This window comes from Ruegeria sp. CG8 (genome assembly GCF_056537165.1).
This window is the reverse complement of sequence record NZ_JBQFRA010000004.1, coordinates 263,825-285,940: the sequence shown is the minus strand read 5'-3', so window position 1 is coordinate 285,940 and position 22,116 is coordinate 263,825. Positions and strand designations below refer to the sequence as shown.

18 protein-coding genes are annotated in these 22,116 nt (G+C 58.6%); 14 read left to right on the top strand and 4 right to left on the bottom strand.

Annotated features, from left to right (window positions below):
• Positions 1-439 precede the first annotated feature (439 nt).
• The 14 genes from ACR0EF_RS14355 (at position 440) to ACR0EF_RS14290 (ending at position 17,922) form a co-directional block, all read left to right on the top strand.
• Positions 440-1,066 (top strand): sugar transferase, encoded by a 627-nt coding sequence (locus ACR0EF_RS14355; protein WP_217354738.1) that lies wholly within the window; start codon positions 440-442, stop codon positions 1,064-1,066.
• Positions 1,063-1,977 (top strand): methionyl-tRNA formyltransferase, encoded by a 915-nt coding sequence (locus tag ACR0EF_RS14350; RefSeq protein WP_170371853.1) that lies wholly within the window; start codon positions 1,063-1,065, stop codon positions 1,975-1,977. The genes ACR0EF_RS14355 and ACR0EF_RS14350 overlap by 4 nt, the downstream gene beginning before the upstream one ends.
• A complete protein-coding gene (locus tag ACR0EF_RS14345; protein WP_170372657.1) occupies positions 1,974-2,669 on the top strand; it encodes a PIG-L deacetylase family protein in 696 nt (231 codons plus the stop codon). Before ACR0EF_RS14350 ends, ACR0EF_RS14345 begins: the two co-directional genes overlap by 4 nt.
• Positions 2,670-2,682: 13 nt before the next feature.
• Complete coding sequence (locus tag ACR0EF_RS14340; protein ID WP_170371855.1) at positions 2,683-3,864, top strand: DegT/DnrJ/EryC1/StrS family aminotransferase; 1,182 nt, start codon at positions 2,683-2,685, stop codon at positions 3,862-3,864.
• A gap of 78 nt (positions 3,865-3,942) precedes the next feature.
• On the top strand, positions 3,943-5,061 hold the full coding sequence (locus tag ACR0EF_RS14335) for a glycosyltransferase (RefSeq protein ID WP_170367214.1): 1,119 nt from the start codon (positions 3,943-3,945) through the stop codon (positions 5,059-5,061).
• A 12-nt stretch (positions 5,062-5,073) separates the two neighbouring features.
• Entirely contained in the window at positions 5,074-7,020 is a 1,947-nt protein-coding gene (gene asnB / locus ACR0EF_RS14330; RefSeq protein WP_170372659.1) for an asparagine synthase (glutamine-hydrolyzing), read from the top strand.
• Between the two features lie 129 nt (positions 7,021-7,149).
• Positions 7,150-8,493, top strand: coding sequence for a hypothetical protein (locus tag ACR0EF_RS14325; protein WP_170372661.1), 1,344 nt, complete (start codon positions 7,150-7,152; stop codon positions 8,491-8,493).
• Positions 8,494-8,763: 270 nt separating this feature from the next.
• Positions 8,764-10,179 carry an ArnT family glycosyltransferase gene (locus ACR0EF_RS14320; RefSeq protein WP_170371861.1) on the top strand — a complete coding sequence of 472 codons (1,416 nt, stop codon included), beginning with the start codon at positions 8,764-8,766 and terminating at the stop codon, positions 10,177-10,179.
• Positions 10,180-10,285: 106 nt separating this feature from the next.
• Positions 10,286-10,726 (top strand): GtrA family protein, encoded by a 441-nt coding sequence (locus ACR0EF_RS14315; protein WP_170367210.1) that lies wholly within the window; start codon positions 10,286-10,288, stop codon positions 10,724-10,726.
• Positions 10,727-11,035: 309 nt separating this feature from the next.
• On the top strand, positions 11,036-12,877 hold the full coding sequence (locus ACR0EF_RS14310; protein ID WP_170341739.1) for a GumC family protein: 1,842 nt from the start codon (positions 11,036-11,038) through the stop codon (positions 12,875-12,877).
• Between the two features lie 143 nt (positions 12,878-13,020).
• Positions 13,021-14,451: a hypothetical protein gene (locus tag ACR0EF_RS14305; RefSeq protein WP_170341741.1), complete on the top strand. Its 1,431-nt coding sequence runs from the start codon at positions 13,021-13,023 to the stop codon at positions 14,449-14,451.
• Positions 14,452-14,526: 75 nt separating this feature from the next.
• Complete coding sequence (locus ACR0EF_RS14300; protein ID WP_170372067.1) at positions 14,527-15,465, top strand: UbiA family prenyltransferase; 939 nt, start codon at positions 14,527-14,529, stop codon at positions 15,463-15,465.
• A 252-nt stretch (positions 15,466-15,717) separates the two neighbouring features.
• Entirely contained in the window at positions 15,718-16,437 is a 720-nt protein-coding gene (locus tag ACR0EF_RS14295; RefSeq protein WP_170371865.1) for a class I SAM-dependent methyltransferase, read from the top strand.
• Between the two features lie 42 nt (positions 16,438-16,479).
• Positions 16,480-17,922, top strand: a complete 1,443-nt coding sequence (locus tag ACR0EF_RS14290) for a pectate lyase (protein ID WP_174820310.1) — start codon at positions 16,480-16,482, stop codon at positions 17,920-17,922.
• 9 nt (positions 17,923-17,931) lie between these two features.
• Here ACR0EF_RS14290 and ACR0EF_RS14285 read toward each other — a convergent pair whose 3' ends face one another.
• From ACR0EF_RS14285 to ACR0EF_RS14270, 4 genes are all read right to left on the bottom strand, one after another.
• Positions 17,932-19,101 (bottom strand): O-antigen ligase family protein, encoded by a 1,170-nt coding sequence (locus ACR0EF_RS14285; RefSeq protein WP_170372664.1) that lies wholly within the window; start codon positions 19,099-19,101, stop codon positions 17,932-17,934.
• A 191-nt stretch (positions 19,102-19,292) separates the two neighbouring features.
• Positions 19,293-20,180 (bottom strand): NAD-dependent epimerase/dehydratase family protein, encoded by an 888-nt coding sequence (locus tag ACR0EF_RS14280; protein WP_170372666.1) that lies wholly within the window; start codon positions 20,178-20,180, stop codon positions 19,293-19,295.
• Positions 20,177-21,211, bottom strand: a complete 1,035-nt coding sequence (locus ACR0EF_RS14275) for an ATP-grasp domain-containing protein (protein ID WP_170371871.1) — start codon at positions 21,209-21,211, stop codon at positions 20,177-20,179. Before ACR0EF_RS14275 ends, ACR0EF_RS14280 begins: the two co-directional genes overlap by 4 nt.
• A 1-nt stretch (position 21,212) precedes the next feature.
• Positions 21,213-21,998, bottom strand: a complete 786-nt coding sequence (locus ACR0EF_RS14270) for a metallophosphoesterase family protein (protein WP_170341754.1) — start codon at positions 21,996-21,998, stop codon at positions 21,213-21,215.
• Positions 21,999-22,116 lie beyond the last annotated feature (118 nt).

Genomic DNA, 22,116 nt, shown 5'->3' with positions numbered 1-22,116 from the left:
ACTGACCTGTCAGCGCCTGGGCCACCGCGTCGGCCGCAGTCGCAACCCCCTGTGAATGCAGCCCGAAGGCTGGGTGTTTTGGGCGAAACACCCGATCAGAACACCCCGCCTAGTTTCGCGGCAATCACACCGCGGCTCTGGCTCCTGCTTTTCCTGACTGGCAACAGTTCACAGCTTTGGCTCGAATCGTTGACGCAATACAGAAGCCAAATCAGCGTCAGCGTCTAGTCAGCCCAGCATTCTCAGCCCCCGCATCCCGCGGCGGCATCGACGGCTTGCAAACAGAATCCGTTTCGACCAATCTTGCTGCATCGCCGCTTGTCGACCCGGGTTGTCGGTATTTCAGTCGCGGTTGCTCGGGTGGCGTGTCGCGTCCCTTTGTATTGGTTGATTTTTTGTGTGTCGCGGGACCCCGCGTGTTGCGAGTTGGATTTGATTTGTGAACCGGTTGCTTGAAATCCTGATCTGCCTGCTGCTGGGCCTGCTCGCGCTTCCCTTCTTTGTCATTGCGTGCGTCGTGGTGCTTTTGTCCATCGGCCGTCCCTTGATGTTTTCACAAATCCGAGCCGGACGACAGGGTCGCAATTTCCGGCTCTACAAACTGCGCAGCATGAAAGAGACACGCGCGGCGGATGGATCGTTGCACCCCGATGCGGATCGCCAGACGCGCGCAACGGCAATGATCCGACGCCTGAGGCTCGACGAGATCCCGCAACTCGTTCTGATCCTGCAGAACAAAATGGCCCTGGTTGGGCCTCGCCCCTTGCTGCCTGAAACGATCGAAGACTTCGGACCCGCCGGACAATACCGATGTTCCGTTCGGCCGGGGCTGACTGGGTGGGCGCAGGTCAGCGGCAACACCAACCTCAGCAACAGTGAAAAGCTGAGCCTTGATCTATGGTACGTGGCGCATCGGTCACTGGCGCTGGACCTGCAGATTCTGGGCGAAACGGTCGGAGCGGCCCTGCACAACGAACCCCGCCGCGACGACCGGATCGAGACGGCCCGGAAATGGATGGACTCGAATGGCCCGCTGGCCCAGGACATGCAGGAGATGAACGCGTGAATATCGTACTTGTCGGCGCCGTCGAGACCACGCTTGCAGCCCTGATGTCGATGTGCGGTGCCGGGCATGTTCCGGCCCTTTTGGTAACCCTGTCGCCGCGCCTGTCCGCGCGGCATTCGGATTTCGTCGACCTGTCACCGGCGGCCGAAAAGTATGGTGTCCCGGTTCTGCATATCGAGAAAACCAACGACCCCGCGACTCTCGAACAGATTGCCAAGGTCAAACCCGACCTGATCCTTGTGCTCGGTTGGTCACAGATCTGCGGCCCCGAGTTCCGGGCGTTGGCGCGGATTGGCTGCATCGGATTTCACCCATCGGCCCTGCCCCGCTTGCGGGGGCGCGGTGTCATCCCCTGGACGATCCTGTTGCAGGAACGAAACGTCGGGTCCTCGCTTTTCTGGTTGGGCGAAGGTGCCGATGACGGCCCTATTGCCGCTCAGGCCATCTATGCGGTCGATCCCGAAACCGTCACTGCACGCGAGTTGTACAATCGGGCTTTGCGTGCCGTCTCAGGACTGCTGCCGCCTCTGTTGAACCAGATCTCCAATGGCGACATCCCGGCCGAACCACAACGCACCGACGGAATCAGCCTGTGCGCCCGCCGCCGCCCCGAGGACGGCCTGATTGACTGGACCAATCCTGCTGCGGACATCCACCGCCTGATCCGTGCCTCGGGTCCGCCCTACCCTGGCGCCTACACCTATAGCCCCGATGGCGTGAAACTGGTTCTGACGGGGGTCAGATATACCGAGCCGGAGGGCTACTTCATCGGCCTGCCCGGCCAGATCCAGGCCATCGGCAACGGCGGCTTTACGGTGGCCTGCGGCGACGGGCGCTGTCTGGACATAACTGAATGGTCAGGGGCCGATACCCCCCCTGCCCTTCACGCGAAACTGAGGACACATCCATGATCGCTTCCGACCTGACCACTGGCCACGCCGGCCCCGCGCTGATCGTCGCTCCGCATCCCGATGATGAGGTTCTGGGTGCCGGCGGCACGATGGCCCGCATGGCCGATGCTGGGCGCGAAGTGCATGTGGTTGTCGTCACTCGTGGCAAGCCCCCGAAGTTTACCGATGAACAGGTCGCAACCACACGGCGCGAGGCACGCAATGCGCATGATCTGCTGGGCGTCACCGAAACACATTGGATGGACTTCAATGCGGCGGAGTTGTCAGAACATGCCCATTCGGACCTGAACGGCGCGCTGGGAAAGCTGGTCCGCGACATCGCCCCCAGCCTGATCCTGGCTCCGCATCCAGGCGACATCCATATGGATCACCAGCTGAGTTTTCTGTCCACGCTGGTGGCAAGCCGCCCGCATCAACATGACTATCCGGCCAATATTCTGGCCTACGAAACCCTTTCCGAAACAAATTGGAACGCCCCCTATCTGACCCCGGCCTTCGTGCCAAACGTGTTTGTCGACATCTCGGACACGATCGAGCGGAAGCTGGAGGCGTTCGGCAAGTTCGAAAGCCAGGTCAAACAGGCGCCGCACGAACGATCGATCGACAGTTTGCGCGCACTGGCCACCCTGCGCGGCGCGACGGTGCACCGGTCGGCGGCTGAAGGCTTTGTTCTGGTCCGATCGGTGATTTGACAGGAGGTGCGAAATGCAGATGTGGCCCATCTATGATCAGGAACAGATCGACGCCGTAGCGCAAGTTCTGGCCTCTGGCAAAGTCAACGCCTGGACCGGCCCAGATGTTCGCGCATTCGAGGCCGAATACTGCGCATATACCGGAGCCAAACACGCGATCGCCATGGCCAACGGGACAGTAACGCTGGACGCCGCGATGCTCGGGCTAGGCCTGCAACCAGGTGATGAGGTCATTGTAACGCCGCGCAGCTTCATCGCCTCGGCCAGCTCGGTGATGCTGGCGGGCGGAGTTCCGGTCTTTGTCGATGTCGATCCCGACACCCAGAATATCACGCCCGAAACCATCGCCCCGGCGATCACGCCGCGCACACGGGGGATCATACCGGTGCATCTGGGCGGTTGGCCCTGTGACATGGACGGCATCATGGATCTGGCCCGCGCTCACGACCTTTGGGTCATCGAAGACTGCGCCCAGGCCCACGGTGCGATGATTGGCGACCGCCATGTGGGAACCATCGGGACCTTGGGCTCGTTTTCCTTCTGCCAGGACAAGATCATGACCACAGGCGGCGAAGGCGGTCTGCTGCTGACCGACAATTCTGATCTCTGGAGCCGCATCTGGAGCTACAAGGATCACGGCAAAGGTTATGACACCGTGTTCAACACGGAACACCCACCCGGCTTTCGCTGGCTGCACGACTCGGGACCCGGCACCAATCTGCGGATGAACGGCCCTTCGGCGGCACTTGGTCGAATACAGCTGAAACGCCTGGACGCATGGCGCGCGCACCGGACGGCAAATGCGGATATCCTGCACAAGGCCCTTGCGACCTGCCCGGCCTTTCGCGTGCCAATGCCACCCGACGGCGTTACCCACGCATTTTACCGCTTCTACGCATTTGTGCGGCCGGAAACACTTGCGCCCGGCTGGAGCCGGGACCGCATCATCGCCGAGATCGCCGAGGCCGGCTTTCCCGCCTTTTCCGGCAGCTGCTCTGAGATTTACCTCGAGAAAACCTTCACCAGCCGAGGCCTGGGACCCAAGGAGCCATTGCCCGTGGCGCGCGAGCTAGGCGATACCAGCCTTGCCTTCTTGGTCGACCCGGCCTGGTCCGCCGAGAACGTCGCTCGTCTGGCGCAGGTCATCGTTGATGCGGGCCAAAAGGCGACGGCCCGCCACATGGCGCAGGGCTGAGCGCGAACCGGTGATGTGTGGCCGATCAACATACAGCTTGAGTCGAACACCCACCGGTGAGCTGCGGAGGGTGACCCGATGATCTTGCATGTCACCACTGATTTCTCAGGCCAAGGTGGCGCACAAGCCATGTTGGCCCGACTTTTGGCCCATTCCGGCGAACGGGCCTGCGTCGTCGCCCTGACCGAGGTTTCGGACCGCTGCCGCACAATGGCGGCGAATGACAAGGTCGAATACGTTTCGCTGCGTGCCAGATCGCCGTTGGCCCTGTTTCGCGCGGTTTGGCAGATCCGACGTTTGATCCGGACCCATCAGCCGGATGTGGTTCTGTGCTGGATGTACCATGCGATGGTCCTGGGCCTGATTGCCGGCAAACTTGCCGGGCGGCGCGTTCCCGTCGTTTGGACCGTGCGGCAAGCGCTGGACGACCCGGCTGCCTTCACCCGCAGCACCCGCGCTGCGGTGGCTCTGTCGAAGGTGCTTTCCCGGTTCTGTCAGGGGATCCTCTACAACTCGACCCGCGCTCAAACTCAGCACGAGAAATACGGCTTTGCCGGGGACCATTCCACGGTGATTCCAAACGGGTTTATCCTTCCGCCCGATCCAACGGCGCGGCCGGGACCTGCCCGCGTGCTTGGAGTGGCGGCAAGGTTTCACCCGCAGAAAGACTTCGAAACTTTCTTCCGCGCCTTCTCGATTGCGCGCCAGTCCGTCCCGGACCTGCATGCCCGTCTGGCCGGAGACGGCGTAACGCTGGAGAACCCTGAGATCCGCGCGATGCTGGCCGACAACGATCTGCCCGAAGACAGCGTGACGTTGTGCGGCGACCTGCACGATATGTCCGAGTTCTACGCGAGCATTGACCTGCTGGTTTTGGCCTCGCGCACCGAAGGCTTTCCGAATGTGATCGCCGAAGCCATGAGCCACGGCCGCCCGGTCGTGACGACTCATGTCGGCGACAGCGCCAGAGTGGTGGACTCGTGCGGCTATGTCGTGCCGCCACGTGATCCGCAGGCATTGGCAGAGGCACTGGTCCAAGCTGCCAACTGGCCGCCCGAAACCTACAAGGCCCATAGCAATGCTGCCCGCGACCGCATCGCCACACACTACTCCCTCGACGCGATTGCCCGCGCCTATGATCAGGCCCTGAACCAAGCTGCCAACCCGGCGCCACCCACAGCGCCTCAAGTCGAATAAAGGACCTGACCCATGTGCGGTATCGCCGGATTTCTGACTTTTCAGCCCATGGGCGCCGACTCGGGCCGCACCACGCTGCAGGCCATGTGCGACGCTATTCAGCACCGGGGTCCCGATGCCGACGGATTGTTTGTCGATCCAGACGCCGGTGTAGCTCTGGGCCATCGCCGCCTTTCGATCGTCGACCTGTCGGAGACCGGGGCGCAGCCAATGACCTCGCCCAGCGGCCGGTTCACCATCGTCTACAATGGGGAAATCTACGGCTTTCTGGCCCTGCGGCAAACGTTGCTGGACAAGGGCGTCACGTTTCGCGGCACATCAGATACCGAGGTGCTACTGGCGGCTATGGACCTCTGGGGCATCCGCAAGACATTGGAACAGGCGCACGGCATGTTCGCCTTCGCGGTCTTGGATCGCAAGCTGAACCGGGTGGTTTTTGCACGCGATCGGTTGGGCAAGAAACCCCTGTATCTAGGCCTCAAATCCGGCCAGCTTTTGTTTGGTTCCGAACTCAAGGCGCTGCGCGCGAACCCCGCATTTGGCTCACCGGAAGCCGACCGGCGTGCTCAGGCGCAGTACGCCCGCTATGGATATGTGCCGGCACCACTCTCGATCTATCGCGAAGTTATGAAGTTGCCCGCCGGATCAATGGTCGAAGTCCGCTTGGACCAACCGCCCGGGACGGCTCAGGACCTGGTAGATGCCATCCGGACGTTCTGGGACCTTCGCGACTGCGCGAAACAGGGACTTGCCGCACCAATCCAAGACGAAGACCGGGCGCTGGCTCGTATTGAAGAGGAATTGCAACGCGCCGTGCAGGAGCGCATGGTCGCGGACGTCTCGGTGGGGTCCTTCCTGTCCGGGGGGATAGACTCGACCCTGATCACTGCCATGATGCAGGAACAAACCAACGGCAAGGTCACCAGCTTTACAGTCCGTTTCCAGGAAGAAGGGCTGAACGAAGCAGACCATGCCGCCGCAATCGCTGCACATCTGGGCACGGACCATCACGAGGTCACTGCGACACCCTCCATGGCGTTCGAATTGCTCGATGACCTACCACACGTCTATGACGAACCTTTTGCCGACCCGTCCGGTGTTCCAACCCTGCTGGTGTCCAAACTGGCCCGCGATCAGCTGACCGTCGTCCTGTCGGGTGATGGCGGCGACGAATCCTTTGGCGGGTACGAACGCTACGCCCGAATGATGGCGATGGAACGCCTGGGCCGAAAACTTCCAAGGCCGGCTGCGTCAGTCTTGGCAGCATCCCCTGATGCCCTGCGTGCAGCCGTTGCGCCGATCCTGCGTAAATTCGTTTCAGACACCATGCGCGACCAGATCACAGCCGACAGGATCTCCAAAGTCGCCTCGGTCATCGCGCAGCCTGATTTCAGAAGCCGATACAATACCCTGTTCAGTCTTTGGGACCCGTCCGCAGCGCTGAAGGACGTGAATGACGGCGGGGTTTATCAAACACTCGGATTGCCCAACGGCCTTGATGAAATCGACACGATGCTGCTGCTGGATTCCTGCCTGTATTTGCCCGAAGGCATTCTTGTGAAAGTCGACCGAGCATCGATGGCCGTCGGTCTTGAGGCGCGTGCGCCCTTGTTGGATGACCGCGTCGTCGCCGCCGCTTGGCAGGCGCCCCGATCCCTGCGTTTCGACGGCAAACAGGGCAAGGTGGCCCTAAGGCGCCTCGTGGACAAGCGCGTACCAAAGGCCTTGTATGATCGCCCAAAACAAGGGTTCGGAATTCCCGTCAACGACTGGCTGCGTGGCCCGCTGAAGCCTGTGGCAAACGAGGTTTTTTCAACAGGACAAGGGGTCGAGGACGTATTCGATACAGCCACCTTGGCGCGACGATGGCGCGAGCATCTCAGCGGGCGTCGCAATTGGGGGCCCCATCTGTGGACGGTTCTGATGTATCATTTCTGGCAGAAAAAATGGCTGGTCTGATCCTCGAAGCGCGGACTTCTGTTCACCAAATTCGCACAAAAGGACGCAATTCAGCGGATTGTCATGCGAAACAGAGGTTCAGGCCTGTCTCGTTTGTCACGCGCCGTACCGACGTGCCTAAGTCTGTTCATGACTGAACTGATTGCATCCTGCTCGGGCCTTTGGCGCGATATCCGGTCCGAATTTCGGTCTTTAAACTCTCCTGCAATGAGACGGCAGGTGGGCCTCGCGCTACTGCTTCTGTTTGGCGTGGTCTTTGCTTTTTTCTATTTCCGGCTGGAATTCGCGCGGCAGTTTCTGGACATGCCCGCACCACCGGGCAAACCGTTCTACAACGACGACTGCATCCTCGCCTCGGACCCTGGCCGTTACTCGCATGGCTTGTTTCAGGGGCACTACCTGGCTTTCCACCTTGCGCGCCACCCGCTGGTTGTGATGCTGAATGCCGCCATCGCCGAGCCGTTGACTTGGCTGGGCATCCGGCAGCCTGTCGCGATTTCGATCAGCCTCGCATTCTGGGCTGCCATGTCGTCTGTCACGATTGCACTATTCCTGCTGCGCCAACACCTGTCGCTCTCCGTTTCCATTCTGGCGACGCTTGCTGTTCTCCTGACCTTCGGAACCGTCACCACGCTCAGCGTTGTCGAGACCTACAGCGTCTCACTCTGGGCGATCGCCATGTCATTGTTGATCATGGCCGAGATGGCCAGACACTGCGCCAAATACCCGGCCCTTACCAGCGTGATCGCTGGCCTGGCTTGCGGTGTGCTGGCCGGATGGTCCCATTTGCCGGCGGCTGCATTCTCACTGGTTTATGCTGGATTTGCATGGGCGTCTCTCAACGGAGGTGTCGGGCGGAAACTGACATTCGGAGTGGCGGTTCCGTCGGTGATTGCCGTAACCTGCATGATGGCTCCAGTCGTTTTTCTTGGCATCGTTCTGGACGGTGATCCATTCATGGAACCGACCGAGATGGTTGGCCGGTACGCGGACGCCGCGAACTTCACCAACCCGGAAATCATCAAAGACTATGTTGCCGGCTTCTTCCTGTTTTCCTGGGTCGCGCCGGCCGAAACCGTTCAGTGCCGCTTTTTGCTGGATCGGCTATGGGAGATTCTCCGCGATCCAAGCCGTTTGGCCCTGACAATTCTGGCGACAATCCTGATCGGATGGGCAATTGTTTCCGGCACCAGAACACCTGGCCGCGCCCCGCTTGTGCTGGCAGTGTGGACGTTGGTGGGTACGTTCTTTGTGTTTTACCTGTTTTTCAACCCGCTCGAAGTGTTGCTTTACAGCTCTCACTGGACCACGGCCATAATCCTGGGTTCGGTCATTCTGCTGAGGGAAAAGCCGGGACTTGTCTTGCTGTTGAGTGGAATTGTGGCGCTCAGCCTGTATGTGAATGTATCGCCTCTTGCGGATCCGGCTTCATTCGATCCGGCGCAATGCTGTCCGCACGGAGGTCGAAACTAGGCCGGTCTGGGCGGCGGCTGTGGGTAAACTTGACAACAAAAGTGACCCTACTTAGCGTTCTGGGTCATCGTCTCCGCCGGTGAAAAATTATGGATACGCCGAATTCGCAAACGGTTACTTGCGCCATTCGGCAATGTTTCACGCTGTTGGTTGTAAAAGTGTTTTTGGGTTGAATTCATGCGGCAGTCCACCGAACTGAAGGTATTTTTCTTTTTCCTAGTTGCCTGCGCAGCCGGGCTTTTTGCCGCCGGCACATGGCACGGAATCGGAATGCGTCCGGATTCTATGGCCTATCTGGGGCTGTCCCCCGACCGGTTTCAACAGGCGCCAACCTATACCGCGCTGATTGATCTGCTGGCCGGAATGGATGTCCAGCCCGTGCTTGCGGCCACCGTACTGAATATCCTCAGTTTGATCCTGAACATCGCTTTGATGTTCTTGATCCTGAACGACTGCAAGGTTCGGCCACGGATGATCTTTCTGGCAGCACTGATCATGGTCCTGAGTCCCCAGTTCATGTACGCGCATGTCACGATCCTGTCGGAACCGCTCACGACAAACTGCTTGCTGGGCACCTATTTCTTCATGTCCCGTTACCTGCGCGGCGACAGCCTGTCCGCCTTTGTGTTGGCAAGCTGTCTGGCCGCCCTGTGCGTGCTGACCCGGTTCGCATTGGTCCCACTGATCGCGGCCTGCTCGCTGACAATCCTTGTTTATGGGCACGGTGATCTGCGCCGTCGACTGGTTTCGGCGATTGTGTTTGGCCTGATCGCATCCGCAATCATCATCGGATGGTACTTGTACAATCAAACCTCCGGCGGGACCGGCATCGGGCGTCAAGCTGCGTTCCTTGGGGATCCCGACACCGAGACCTTCCGCGCGGCACTGACCACGCTATCAGCCTACGTGCTGCCAAGCTCTCTGCCGCCGATTATCACGTTGACCGCTTTGGTTGTGGTTTTGGGATTCGTCATTGCTCTGATCGGCACAGCTTTGAAGGTTCAGACCAACCCTGATGACCTTCCCGGTCTGCCCGTTGCGCGTCCGATCTCGTTCTTTTTGTTGGTCTACGTTCCTTTCCTGGTTCTGGCCCTGTTTATCGAGGCCAATCTGACCATCCATGCCAGGTACCTGTTGCCAGTGTTCATTTCGGCTCTGGTACTGGGGTTTGCTCTCGTTGGCGGTCAGCCCGGAACGGATATGATGAACCGACTGCGTCCCGTAGCTCTCATACTTGCGCTGGCGTTGACCGGAACCTATGCCGTACGTACGGCAGCGATGACCCGCACCCACATGACGGATGGGAATTTCTATGCCTCACCGGTCTGGAAGAACTCTCCGACTTTGGCGCATCTGGACAATCTGCGGGACGGTGTCGTGGTCTATTCCAACGGCTATGATGTCATTCGGCTGGTCAAGGGCGTGAATGCGCTCAAGTCCCCTGAGTTGTTCGAGCGCAGAACCGGCAGGCCGGACCCTGGTACATCGCCAGAAAAAGAAATTCAGGAGGTCCGCAAACGCGTGGCAGACCAAAACGCGGTTGTCGCAATCCTGAACGAGGTCAACTGGCGGTTCTATCTGGTCGATGAGGAACGGCTGATCCGCGAAGCTGATCTGACGCTACTCTATGAGGAGGCCGACGGGCGGATCTATGGATCTCCCGCCAGTTTCAAACCGATCGAATGAAGGATCGTATGTCATGAAGCTTGTTCCAACACTCGGGGCCGAACAATGATAGGATCGATGATATTCAATCGGGTGGCACTGCATTCACGCCCTGAAGGATTGCTTGATGAAGTTTGAAGACCTCAAACACGTCTCGGTTCTGGTCGGTCGCTATTTCGTGACCGGGTGCACGGCCGTCATCATCCATTTCTCGGCGATGGCGTTCTCGGTCGAGGTCTTGGGCATCTACGAAACGATCGCTTCGGCAATCGGGTTTCTGATGGGGGCCACATTCAATTACTGCATCCAAAGACTATGGGTGTTTCGGTCCAGCGTTCCACATCGCAGTGCCCTGCAGAGGTTCATTCTGGTCACGGCGACGACCTCGGCGATAAACGTGGCGCTGTTCTCTCTTCTCTTTGCGTTGTTGCCTTTCCACTACTTGATCATTCAGGCGTTCGTGACCGGGTGCATATTCCTCCTGAATTTTACCCTGAACTGGAAAATCACCTTTCGCGAGCCTGCTGCTGAACCACCGGAAGCCCGGGCGCAGGACGCCGGAAGGTAGGTATGCCGGACCAAACCCACTGTATCGACTTTGGAAACAACGCCGGCAACCAAGCGATTTGTTCACGATTTTGAGACCTCGAAAAGGCCGCTCTTCGCCCGACGCCAGAATGGCCAAAAACTCTCTGCTCTCGGATTTGCATCGCTTTTTTTGCCCGCCAAACGCACAGGGACGGCCTTTTGGCCTGATATGGCTAGATAAATCTATCGAGCCGATCAAAGTACAGGTAAAACAATATGATAAAAAACAGTTCGATTCTGACGCCGATTTTAAGCCGTATTCACGGTCCGAAAAAAATGGAGAACACTCGTGCAATCCGGTGACGACGTAATTGCCAACCAGCATGAAACCAACGATTTCATCAACATCTGGTTGCTGCTGCGCCGGAACCTGCTGGTCATCTTTCTGTTGGTCGTCGGTGCGGTCTCGGCAACAGCCTTCTACATGTCGACTATCCCCGACCAGTATCGGTCGGACGCGCAGATGGTTCTGGCTCTCACGGAAACACGCTTCAGCGAGTCGACCGGACAGCTGGAAACCTATGAACTGAACCGGTCGAGCGTGGAAACCGAGTTGGCCCGACTGCGGTCTCGCGACTTTGCCGAGCAGGTGGCAGACCGCCTGGGTCTGTTCGACGACCCCAGCTTTGTGCGCCGCGCGCCCGGCGCGGACAGCGAGGCGGATGAAGAGATTCACCGCGCTGCGGTCACCGACAAGGTTCTGGCCTCTTATTCCGTCTCCCGCGCGGGAGAAAGCCTCGCCATCAGCATCGAAGGCCGATCCACATCGCCGGTGCTGGCTGCAGCCCTGCCAAATACCGTCATTGCCGTCTATATCGCGAACGAACGCGATGCACGCGTCAATCGCTTGATGACATCGATCGACAATCTCAAACGCCGGGTCGGTATCCTCGGCGAAGAATTGACCCAGGCGGAATCGAATTTGGCCGAGTTCATCCGCGAGGACAATCTGGATGACGAACAGGTCGTGACCCGGCTGCGGGCCGAGGTGGAGCGGCGCAAGGCCCAGCTGCGCATCGGCATCGAACGCAACCTGCCAGAAGACGAAATTCTGGCCCTCCAGGAACAGCTGGTCACATCCGAGCAGGAGCTGGAGGCCCGCACCCGTCTGGAGCTGTCGTTGCTGCGCCGGGAACGCGAGGTCGAACTACTGCGAACCCGCTATCAAACCACGATCGACAACCTGACCTTGCTGGAAACTCGCATCGGCCAGCTTGAGGACGGCACGATTCAGGTTTCCAAAGCACGCATCCCGGTTGAACCTTATGCCCCCAGCAGGTCATTGATCACGGTGCTGGCCGGCCTGTTCGCAATGATCGTTGGCTTCATCATCGCGCTGGTGCGCGAGGGCCTGGACAGAACGGTGCGCAGCGAAAACCAGATCTTCCGAATGACCGGCCTCAGCAACCTGGGATATATCGCCCGTCAGCGACGCAGCAAAATGTTCGCCGGTGAGAACAAGGCGATCGAAAACCTGTTGCAGAGCCAGAAATCGCCCCTGGCCGAAGCCGCCCGGGGCATCTTGACCAATTGTATCAAGTTCCAGCATTCCAAGGTGATCCTGATCACCTCAGGCCTGCCGAACGAGGGCAAATCCTTCGTCAGCAGCGTTCTGGCGACCTCGGCGGCGGTCGACGGACTGAACGCTCTGCTGATTGATCTGGACACGCACCGTCGTGGCGCAACGAAGACGTTCATTCCGGACATGGATGAGGTGCAACTTTCGGAAATCTATTCTGACAGTGTCACCCTGCAGCATGCTCTGACCACCGAAACCAAAGGGTCATTGGATCTGATCACCGCAGCCTCCCCTACGCACGAGCTGTCTGATGCCGCGTCAAACAAGCTCAAGCAACTCAAAGAAACGCTGCTGGATCAATACGATATAATTATCGTGGACACACCCCCGGCACTGGTGATGGATGAAGTGTACCGCAACGACATTCTCGCCGACGCCGTTCTGCTGGTCGCGCGCTGGGGAAAAACGCCACAGCATGCGTTGCAAGCCGCGGCAAAACGACTTCAGTCATCCGGCTTCAATGTGCTGGGTACGATTCTGAATGACGTCGACCCCAAGAAGTACCGCTGGACCACGTACGAAGGGTATTACGGCACTTACGACGACTACTAGAAAATCCGGCGACCGCGCCGTTCCGGCCACCGGGGATGTCTGGTGGCCGAGTCTGTGCTACCATGCGGGCACCGAATGCTGCGCGCGGGTACTGACCGACGTGCGGCGCGGTCGGAAATACCGGACTTTGCTTGGAGTGGGTTTTGGGGAAAGCTTCTTCAAGGGCAGATGAAAACGGGGGACTCATAATCATCGCGCTGGCACTGGTCCAGGCGGTGATTCAGACGGCTTTTCCCTTGGTTGACGTAAAATTCTCCAGCGACTCTGCAGACTACGTTCAGGCCGCCGCCTATCGCGGCTTTGCATATCCTTTTTTTCTGGACCTTTTCGACGGGTTCGCGGACCCGCTACGCGCCGCTGTTGTGGGCCAGATCTGGGTATTCTCGGCTGCAGCATGTCTGTTGTCGGTCACGCTGGCCCGGGCCACTGGCCACTCCGGTGCCGGTCTGGTCCTGCTTGGGCTTCTGATCATCAACCCGATGACGTTCTACTTCAACTACAGCATCCTGTCCGAGTCTCTGTTCCAGAGCGCGACATGCGTCTATCTTGCCTGTCTGGTGCAAGCGATCCACGGCCCCAAGCCCTGGCACTTTGCAGCCTTGGGCATGACAGTCGGCGTCATGATCGCGATCCGTCCAGTTGGTTTTGCTCTTCTGCCCATCCTTATCGTGGTGGTGCTTTGCGCGAGCTATTTCAATGGCAGGCGCCCGTGGGCTGGGCTGGCTCTGGCAGTTCTGGGCGTCACCTTCGTGCTGCTTGCAGACCGCGCCGCTTACGATCTTCGCCACGATGAACCTCGCGAAAGCGTGCTGGGGAACGTCTTATTCGCAAAAAGCGCCATGTTCGCTGCAGGCCCAAGCCCCTATGCCCCCGATGACCCACGAACCGAAGTCTGGATTATTCTTGAAGAAGAGGGTCCGGCAGGCGCACGCGAGGCGATTTCCCGGGCGCCATTTGGACCGGTCTCCTTCTTTCTGATGCACAGCTACGAAGCCAGTTTGATGTTTCTGTACGAGAAGGACCGGTTGCAGTCCATTGCCGACCGAATTGGCATTCCAAAGACTGAACTCATGGCCGAAATCGGTTCAAGACGAATTCTGGCGAATCCAACGGGGTTTCTGCGGTTGCCGCTACAACACTATGCCGCCCTCTGGCAGCCCTTCTACCATGCCGTAACCGCGAACGACATCACCGCCTACATCGCGCAGAATGGGCCGTTCCCGATGGACAATGCGCTCGGCTACATCACCCGCGATGTATTTGATCCGCCGCATGCACGTCTTATCCATTCCGCGCTTGCGATAGGTTGGCTGGCTTCGATCTTGATCCTGGCGGCCTCAATCCTTTGGCTGCGCCGAAACTGGCCCGGACGTCAGATGCTGACGCTGGCTGGGTTGGGGGTGCTGAGCCTGCATGCGTTATTGTTTCTGTCTGCAACACTATCCATTGCGTCGGTAAGGTATCTTGCAGCACTTTGGCCTATCGTCGCGGTGGTCATATGTGCTAGTTTCCTTGTGGTTTTGAAGCTTTATGATCGCCGGAAGAAGCACGCAAGGCGCAGTCTGGAAATCTGACATGCCGCCCGTATTGTTCTGTTTCCCGCCTTTTCGGGTCCGGCAAATGTTGTTGTGTCGGTGAAAGTGGTTGCAATGGTAAAAGCCGGATTCAAAGACTATCTGTCCATTGCGCGCATCGACCATTGGTTCAAGAACATCTTCATTCTGCCGGGTGCCGTTCTTGCGGTCATCATGGGTGCCGAGTTCACCGGTCGGTCGGTAATCGACCTCGCCGTCGGGATCTTTTCGATCTGTCTGATCGCATCGGCCAACTATACTATCAACGAGTGGTTGGACCGTGAATTCGACCGACACCACCCGAAGAAAAAAGAGCGTGCCTCGGTCGTGACCGAGATCGACGGCCGGATCGTCTGGTTGCAATGGCTGGGTCTGGCCATCGTCGGTCTGGGACTCGCGCTGCTGATCAATACGCCGTTCTTCCTGACGGCGCTGTCCCTGCTGATCATGGGAATCATCTACAACGTCAAACCAATCCGGTCCAAGGACCGCGCCTATTTGGACGTTCTGAGCGAGGCCATCAACAACCCCATCCGGTTCTTTGCTGGCTGGTTCATTATGGTTCCGCCGATCGTGGCACCATCCAGCGTGTTGATCTCGTACTGGTTCGGAGGCGCATATCTGATGGCGATCAAGCGCTTTGCCGAATATCGTACCATTGACGACCCGGCGCTTGCCGCGCGGTACCGCGCATCTTTCAAAGACTACGACGAGTCGAAGCTATTGGTGTCGGCGCTGGTCTACGCAATCTTGTCCACCGCTTTCCTGGGCGTTTTCCTGACCAAGTACAAAATCGAGCTTCTTCTGTCTCTGCCCTTCGTGGCGATGTTGTTCGGGCGCTATCTTGCCGTCGGGCTGGCGCGGGACTCGATCGCACAGGCCCCCGAAAATCTGTACAAACAACGCGGCCTTGTTTTTCAGGTTATTCTGCTGGTGGTGGTCATGTTCGTTCTGCTCGAGATCAAGCTTCCGTTCTTTGAACAGTTGCTTGAAATCCGGCCAGTCGGGTCATAGGTGCCGGGCAACGGACCGGCTTGCTGCCAGACTGGAGGTGATGCGCGCATGGTGAACCAGCCTTCAGATGATGTTGTTTCCGCACCGATCCGGCGATGCTGGTTGTGCGGCACCGGCGGCCTCAGGAGGATAAAGAAAAGCACCCTGCGCGGGGATCCGACGTCGCGGAACTTTGAAATCTCGAATGCCGACTACGGTACAACCGCCGCGATCGACCAATGCGTCCGCTGCGGTTTTTGCCAATGCACGGATATGGTCGATGTCCTTAAATTCTACGAAGACCTCGAAGACCCGGCCTATGAGATGACGCGCCCCCAAAGGGCGCGGCAGAAGCGGGTGCTGCTGAACAGGTTGCCAAGACCCGCTGCCGGCGCGAACCGGTTGCTGGATGTGGGGGCCGGAACCGGTATTCTGGTCGAGGAGGCCATCGCCTGTGGTTACGACGCGATCGGGGTTGAGCCGTCGCGGCGGTTTTGCGCACGCGCAAAACACCATGGCCTGCCAGTGGTCCAAGGCGTTCTTCCACATCCCGATCTGACCGGCCCCTACGATGTAGTCACTCTGGTAGACGTAGTCGAACATGTTCCGGATCCGCTGGACCTGATCACTCAGGCTGCGCGGTTGCTGGCCGATGATGGAGTACTGGTCGTCGTTACGCCCGACCGCTCGTCCCTGTTGGCGCGTATCATGGGAGACCAATGGTGGCACTATCGTGTTGCGCATATCGGCTATTTCGACCCTGAAACACTGCGCTTTGCCTTGGCCAAAGCTGGCTTGCAACAAACCCAATTTCATCGGCCAACGTGGTATTTTCCGTTAGGATATCTGGTTGAAAGAGTGCATCGTTATCTACCCAGATGGGCGCACTTCAAGGTTCCGGCACGGCTGTCTGACCTGGTGATCCCAGTGCACCTGCGGGATTCAATGATGGTCTGCGCGACCAAAGCCCAAACCCGGAGCACCGCGCTCTAGACCAAAGGCAGAAGAATTTTGACAACAGCCAAGGTTTTCAGAATGCCCATTGCAAAAAGGCCAAGACTGCTCGCCGTATTCCATGGTTCGCTATTTGCGACTGTTCTGGCGATTGGCAGCAGCCCCGGTACGCTGCTGGCCGAGAACGCGAACCGGTCCTTTTCGGCGCAACTGCCGGATGGCTCCCAAAGAGCATTTCCCAGCGCCGAAGGGCATGGCGCCGCGGCCAAAGGTGGGCGCGGCGGGCGCGTGATTTATGTCACCACTACCGAAGAATTCGGGCCCGGCTCTCTACGTGCATGCATTGATGCCAAAGGACCTCGAACCTGCATCTTTCGGGTCAGCGGAACGATTACACTGGAAAAGGCGTCTCTGATCGCAAACAGTCCTTTTCTGACCATCGCCGGAGAAACCGCTCCGGGCGGTGGGATTGCGATCCGAAACGGCCCACGTCAATTGCGCCCATCACTGGAAATCCGGACGCATGATGTCATCGTGCGCCATGTTCGGTTCCGGCCCGGGCCGCACGAAGTAGAATCCTGCTGTTCAGGGGCCATTGGCGTCTACACCAAAGCCGCGCGTGACGTGATCTTCGACCACATTTCCGCCAGTTGGGGCAGCGACGAGACGATTGACTCAGAAAACGCCGAAAGGCTGACCTTTCAGTGGAGCATCATCAGCGAGCCCCTCTTGCATGGCGGACCAGGCAAAAGCAACCGGGCCCGCAACATGCTGCTGACAAAGGGCGGCAACTTCAGCATCCATCACAACCTGTTCTCTCACGGGATGTTCAGAAACCCCCAAATCGCGCCCCAGACTCCGGGGACCACGACCGAGATCGTAAACAACTTGATGTACTCACCGATCTGGCAATATGTCGTTTCGCTGGACAATCGCTGGACCGAGCTGGACGCCAATATCATTGGCAACCTGAAGCTGTCCGGTGAAAGCATCGATTCCAATCTACTGGTGCACCTGTTCGACGGCTTCAAGAACGGCTACCGGTTGTACCTTCGGGACAATCTTGATGAAGACAACCGCAACAGCCTGGACCTTCCCGAGGAACTGGTCCTTGCCCCCGAACATCGTGTCTATGTCGTTGATGAGCCGGTCACCCCACCTTTGGTCCAGGCCGATCCGGTTTCGACAGTGTTTGAAACGGTCCTGCAAAACGCTGGAGCGACGCGCCCGTCTCGCGACGCGGTGGATCAGAGGGTTGTTCAGGAGGTCCGTGACCGTTCCGGCAAAATCCTAAAGAAGAACCCTGAAAAGGTCGGCGGTTGGCCCGAGCTTGAAAGCGCCCTGCCCTATGCAGACAGCGATGTCGACGGGATGTCTGATGAATGGGAAACGCAATGGGGCCTTAATCCCACGGACCCGACGGATGCAATTGCAGATTCGGACGAAGATGGCTGGACCAATCTTGAGGAGTTCCTCCACGAATTGGCTGGCGACGGGAACGGCATGGGACAAAGCAACCCGTGACGTGTATCGCTAGCGGCGCCGGTACCGATCGGACGCAGCCAACAGCCCCAATGCCACGATCCACGGGATCAGCATACCGCGCTGGTAAACATGGGTGTAGTTCATTGACAGCGCCGCAAAGGTCAGCGTGACCGTCACCACGGTCGCGCGCCCGTACACCCTGTTCGGCACATTATGCCGGGCCATTACGGCGTAGACGATGGCGGACCCCAAAACGAAGCACAATCCCAGCAAGGCCAGAATGCCCCCTTCGTTGGCCAGCAACAGGTACAGGTTGTGAACGGGAATGCCTTGACTGCTCAGTTCGCGATACTGTCCCGCGCCCATACCCACCAGAAAGTAATCCGGCAGAAACCGCCAGGCCTCGATCATGAGATCGGCGCGGTCCTCGAATGTACCCGCGTGACTCAGGTCCCCCTCGAGCAGAGGTGACAATACCCGGTTGCGGAACGTCGGCGGAAAGATGAACTCGGCCCATTGGATGCTGATCCAAGCCATCGTCATCACAGCTGTTCCCCAGATCATCAGCACGCGCTGATTTCCGACCAGCAGCAGGAACAAAGCACCGCAGATGACCGCACCGGCAAGGCTGGAATTCGAACTTGCGTAGATCAAAGTGATGGCAAGCAGCCCGAAGAGGGCCAAGAATGGCAGTTTTCTTAGCGCACCCGTCAACCCAAGATACCACAGCACCGGGAACCAAAGCACGATCAGTCCAGCCAACCCGTTTGGATTATCCACCAACCCCGCCACGCGGTAGTTGCCGCTGACCAGCATGAAATACCGGGATTCGCCACCGGAATAGCCCACGCCATAGGCGATCATCCCGACAAGACAGTTCAAGGCAATCGAGATCACGCCGACCTTTGCAAGAGTAACCGCCTCTTCATACGGGCGGCCCAGGATCGCCAGAGGCAAAAGCACGAACGAAAAGAAATACTGCACGATGACCACGAAGGCCGACACCGGATCGCCGTGCGCGATAGAGCCGATCGACAGTCCCGCCACCATCATCAGCATGCCGATGAACCAGACCGAAGACGCGGATTCCAAGGGAAACAGCGGCAGGCTGCGGTTGCACCGCAGGATCACGGCAACCGTCAAAAACATGTCGCTGGCCGTGAACAGAACCGCCGGATGGCGAAAGGCAGTGAACGTGCTGAACAGCAACGCAGTCATCAGACACGCGAATTCGATCTGCTCCAAAATCGGCTTAGGCCGGCTGATACTGTTGACTGGCACCATATTCTACATTCCAAACGGCGGTGGGTTACCTGGCCCGCAGACTGGTACCCGGAATATGACGGTAACACCCAAGATACCTTCAAAAAACATGTTTCCGGCTCCCATCGCCCGGCTGCCGGACCGGGTCATGCCGCTCCCGGCAGCAATTGGCCCCTCAACGTCATTTCCAGACCCGTTGCGATGTCCACAACCGGCGCATAGCCGAATGCTGCCCGGGCTGCGTCCGAGGACAGATCGAAGCGGGTGAATGGCGGACTGTCTCCGGGTCGGGTTTCGATCACACCCCGGCCACCTGCGACGGACATGATCTCCTGCGCCAAATCCGCCAAGGAAACCGGATCTCCGCCGGAGATATTGAATACACCGTAAGCTTTGGCCTGGGCCGATTGCAAAATCGCCCGGCTCAAGTCATGCGCATGCACGAAATCAATGCTATTCTTCGGACCTGTTACTGTGATGTTTTGCCCCGCGGCAGCATCATTCAGCATCCGCACAAGAAACTTGTCATCAGGCAGCCCATGACCATAGAGCGCCGAAGGTCTGAGCACGGTCACTCGCGCTCCAGAAGTCTGGGCAAACTCAGCGAGCCCCGCTTCGGCCAAACGCTTGGTTGTAGCGTAATCACCCCCAAGCGGCCCCGGGGCGGTTTCCGCGCTTTCGTCGATTCCGCGGGCATGAGGATCGCGATAAACTGACCCGCTGGACACAAAGATGAAGTGCACGTCACGATCTGCCGCCCAACGCGCCGCATTCAACGTGGCTCGCACATTGCTGTCAAACAGCACCTGCCAAGCCGAGCCGTCATCCGCAGGCCCGGCAAGGTCAATCCGGGCCGCGCAGTGCACGAATACATCCGCACCTTGAGCCAGTTGATCCAGCCTGTCATGGGTGATCGCGTCCTGCAGATCCCAGTCCGACCGGTCGATCCGCGCAACAGGAATGTCACGTCGGCTTAACCAGGCCACAAGATGGCGACCCAGCAGGCCGGTCGCCCCTGTCAGGGCAACTTTCATGGCGTCCCGCCATAGAGGCTGAACTGGGCCGGGATCTGAGGTTCCAACTGGCCGACCTGATCCAATGTATCTGTCATTGAACGCGGAACGACCAGCTCGCTCCAGTACCGCAAAACCATGCTGTCCCAGGCGATTTCCGGCTCATAGGCAAGGCCGCGATCGGTCTTGAGGTAACATTCGACCGGGTTGAATCCCAGTTGAGCACAAAACGGTGTAGTGCCAGAGAACCGGGCATTGATTTCGAACACCTTGGGTACTCCGTCGTCGCCAAGGCGCAGCTGAAAATTGCTGGCCCCTTCGACGTCCAGCTTGCGCGCGATAGCTGTGACATAGTCTTCGATCACCGGATTCCGCTCGGGAATGGCCCGATATGTATCGCCCGACCGAAGCACTCGGCGCAGTGCCAGAACCGGCGACAGACTCCCCTTCGCCCCGACGATCGTGCACGTGAACTCGCGCGAGTCATCGCCGATCAGCTCCTGTACGATGGTTGCCGCCGGATCACCGGGGTAGTTGGCCAGCTCGTCCCGAGAATTCACCCGCTCGACCCCGATGGACCGAAACCCGACCGCCGGTTTGGCAATAACCGGGTAGACCAGATCATCCATTTCCAAAGCCTCGGCCATAGGCCACGTGCGCGGATAGGGCAGCCCGTTACTCGCCAAAAAAGCCGAGGTCCGTCCCTTGTCATCGGCAATACGCACCGTCTCTGGACTGTTGACCACGACCTTTGTCCCGAAATGTTCCACAATGCGATCCCGGTTTTCGGCACACAATGCCAGTTCGATATCCGTTCCGGGGAAATAGTAGTCCACGGACTCTGACTGAAATATCCGCGCCAGTGAGTCGAGATATCCCGGCGAGCGGCACCCTTCGACCAGAAAGGCTTTGTCGCAGGCATAAAGGCCGGCAGATAGGGCAGACATGTCGGCTCCAAGAATACGCAGCGGCAAATCAGAAATCAGCCTGAGCGACTTGATGATGCCCTGGCCCACACCGCCACCCGCACCTGTAACCAAAACCGTGATCAATTCATTTCTCCATAAATGAAATAAGCCGTTCCTTTGTCCCCTGACTGAGGTCAGTGGCCTGAATATCCGCGCGGATCTGTTCCAGATCAAAGCTGATCGACGGGATGTCGATTCTCACCCGGTCGCCATCCAGCTCGAGGGTCAGATAAGACAGGCCCGTGCCCCGCCCCTGCCCGACCGCTCCGGGGTTCAGTAGCAGCACTGACCCTTTCGGAATCCTTATCCACTTGCGTTGATCCGCTGGTGTCGGTCTTCCGGCTTCGTCGATCATGACGGCAAAGGCCCGGTGCGAATGCCCAAAGACCCCGACCGTTTTTCCCATTTGTCGCAAGGCCGCTGCAGCTGGTGCCCATTGATCCGGTTTCGAGACATAGGACCAGTTCCCATAATCATAAGGGTTGGCATGTGAAAACAGGATCGGCCCCATGCTATGGCGGTCGGCCCAGGGGTATCGATCGGCCAACGGTGGGTCGCCCCGGACCTCACCATGAGTCCACTCGACGGACTCCAACACAAATCCTGCTATGTTGTCGTAGAAGGACGGGTTGCCTTTATCCAGATCGAAATAGAACTGGTCGTGGTTGCCGCGGATGAACACGCAGTTTTGGCGAGCCATCAGTTGATCGGTCAGTTCCAACACCTGCCGAGGGCGCACACCATATGTCAGCAGATCGCCCAACATGACGACGACATCCGGCGCAAAAGCTTCGGCCTTCTGGATCGCGGTCGCATACGCCGTGGCGTTTCCATGTATGTCGGACAGTACCGCGATCTTCAGCGTACTCATGACCACTCTCCGCCGACCGTGTCCGGCAATCCAAATCCAGCGCCGGCCCTGGTTCCAATCACTGGCAACACAGGCGCTCTGAAACACCCTTTAACAAATCAAATGCACAGTCCGGCCG

What these genes read in the sequence shown, in the direction of transcription:
- ACR0EF_RS14335 (WP_170367214.1), top strand. Translation starts at nt 3,943, where the DNA reads ATGATCTTGCATGTCACCACTGATTTCTCAGGCCAAGGTGGCGCACAA.
- ACR0EF_RS14340 (WP_170371855.1), top strand. Translation starts at nt 2,683, where the DNA reads ATGCAGATGTGGCCCATCTATGATCAGGAACAGATCGACGCCGTAGCG.
- ACR0EF_RS14320 (WP_170371861.1), top strand. Translation starts at nt 8,764, where the DNA reads ATGCGTCCGGATTCTATGGCCTATCTGGGGCTGTCCCCCGACCGGTTT.
- ACR0EF_RS14345 (WP_170372657.1), top strand. Translation starts at nt 1,974, where the DNA reads ATGATCGCTTCCGACCTGACCACTGGCCACGCCGGCCCCGCGCTGATC.
- ACR0EF_RS14270 (WP_170341754.1), bottom strand. Translation starts at nt 21,998, where the DNA reads ATGAGTACGCTGAAGATCGCGGTACTGTCCGACATACATGGAAACGCC.
- ACR0EF_RS14290 (WP_174820310.1), top strand. Translation starts at nt 16,480, where the DNA reads ATGCCCATTGCAAAAAGGCCAAGACTGCTCGCCGTATTCCATGGTTCG.
- ACR0EF_RS14300 (WP_170372067.1), top strand. Translation starts at nt 14,527, where the DNA reads ATGGTAAAAGCCGGATTCAAAGACTATCTGTCCATTGCGCGCATCGAC.
- asnB (WP_170372659.1), top strand. Translation starts at nt 5,074, where the DNA reads ATGTGCGGTATCGCCGGATTTCTGACTTTTCAGCCCATGGGCGCCGAC.
- ACR0EF_RS14325 (WP_170372661.1), top strand. Translation starts at nt 7,150, where the DNA reads ATGACTGAACTGATTGCATCCTGCTCGGGCCTTTGGCGCGATATCCGG.
- ACR0EF_RS14280 (WP_170372666.1), bottom strand. Translation starts at nt 20,180, where the DNA reads ATGAAAGTTGCCCTGACAGGGGCGACCGGCCTGCTGGGTCGCCATCTT.
- ACR0EF_RS14295 (WP_170371865.1), top strand. Translation starts at nt 15,718, where the DNA reads ATGGTCGATGTCCTTAAATTCTACGAAGACCTCGAAGACCCGGCCTAT.
- ACR0EF_RS14285 (WP_170372664.1), bottom strand. Translation starts at nt 19,101, where the DNA reads ATGACTGCGTTGCTGTTCAGCACGTTCACTGCCTTTCGCCATCCGGCG.
- ACR0EF_RS14315 (WP_170367210.1), top strand. Translation starts at nt 10,286, where the DNA reads ATGAAGTTTGAAGACCTCAAACACGTCTCGGTTCTGGTCGGTCGCTAT.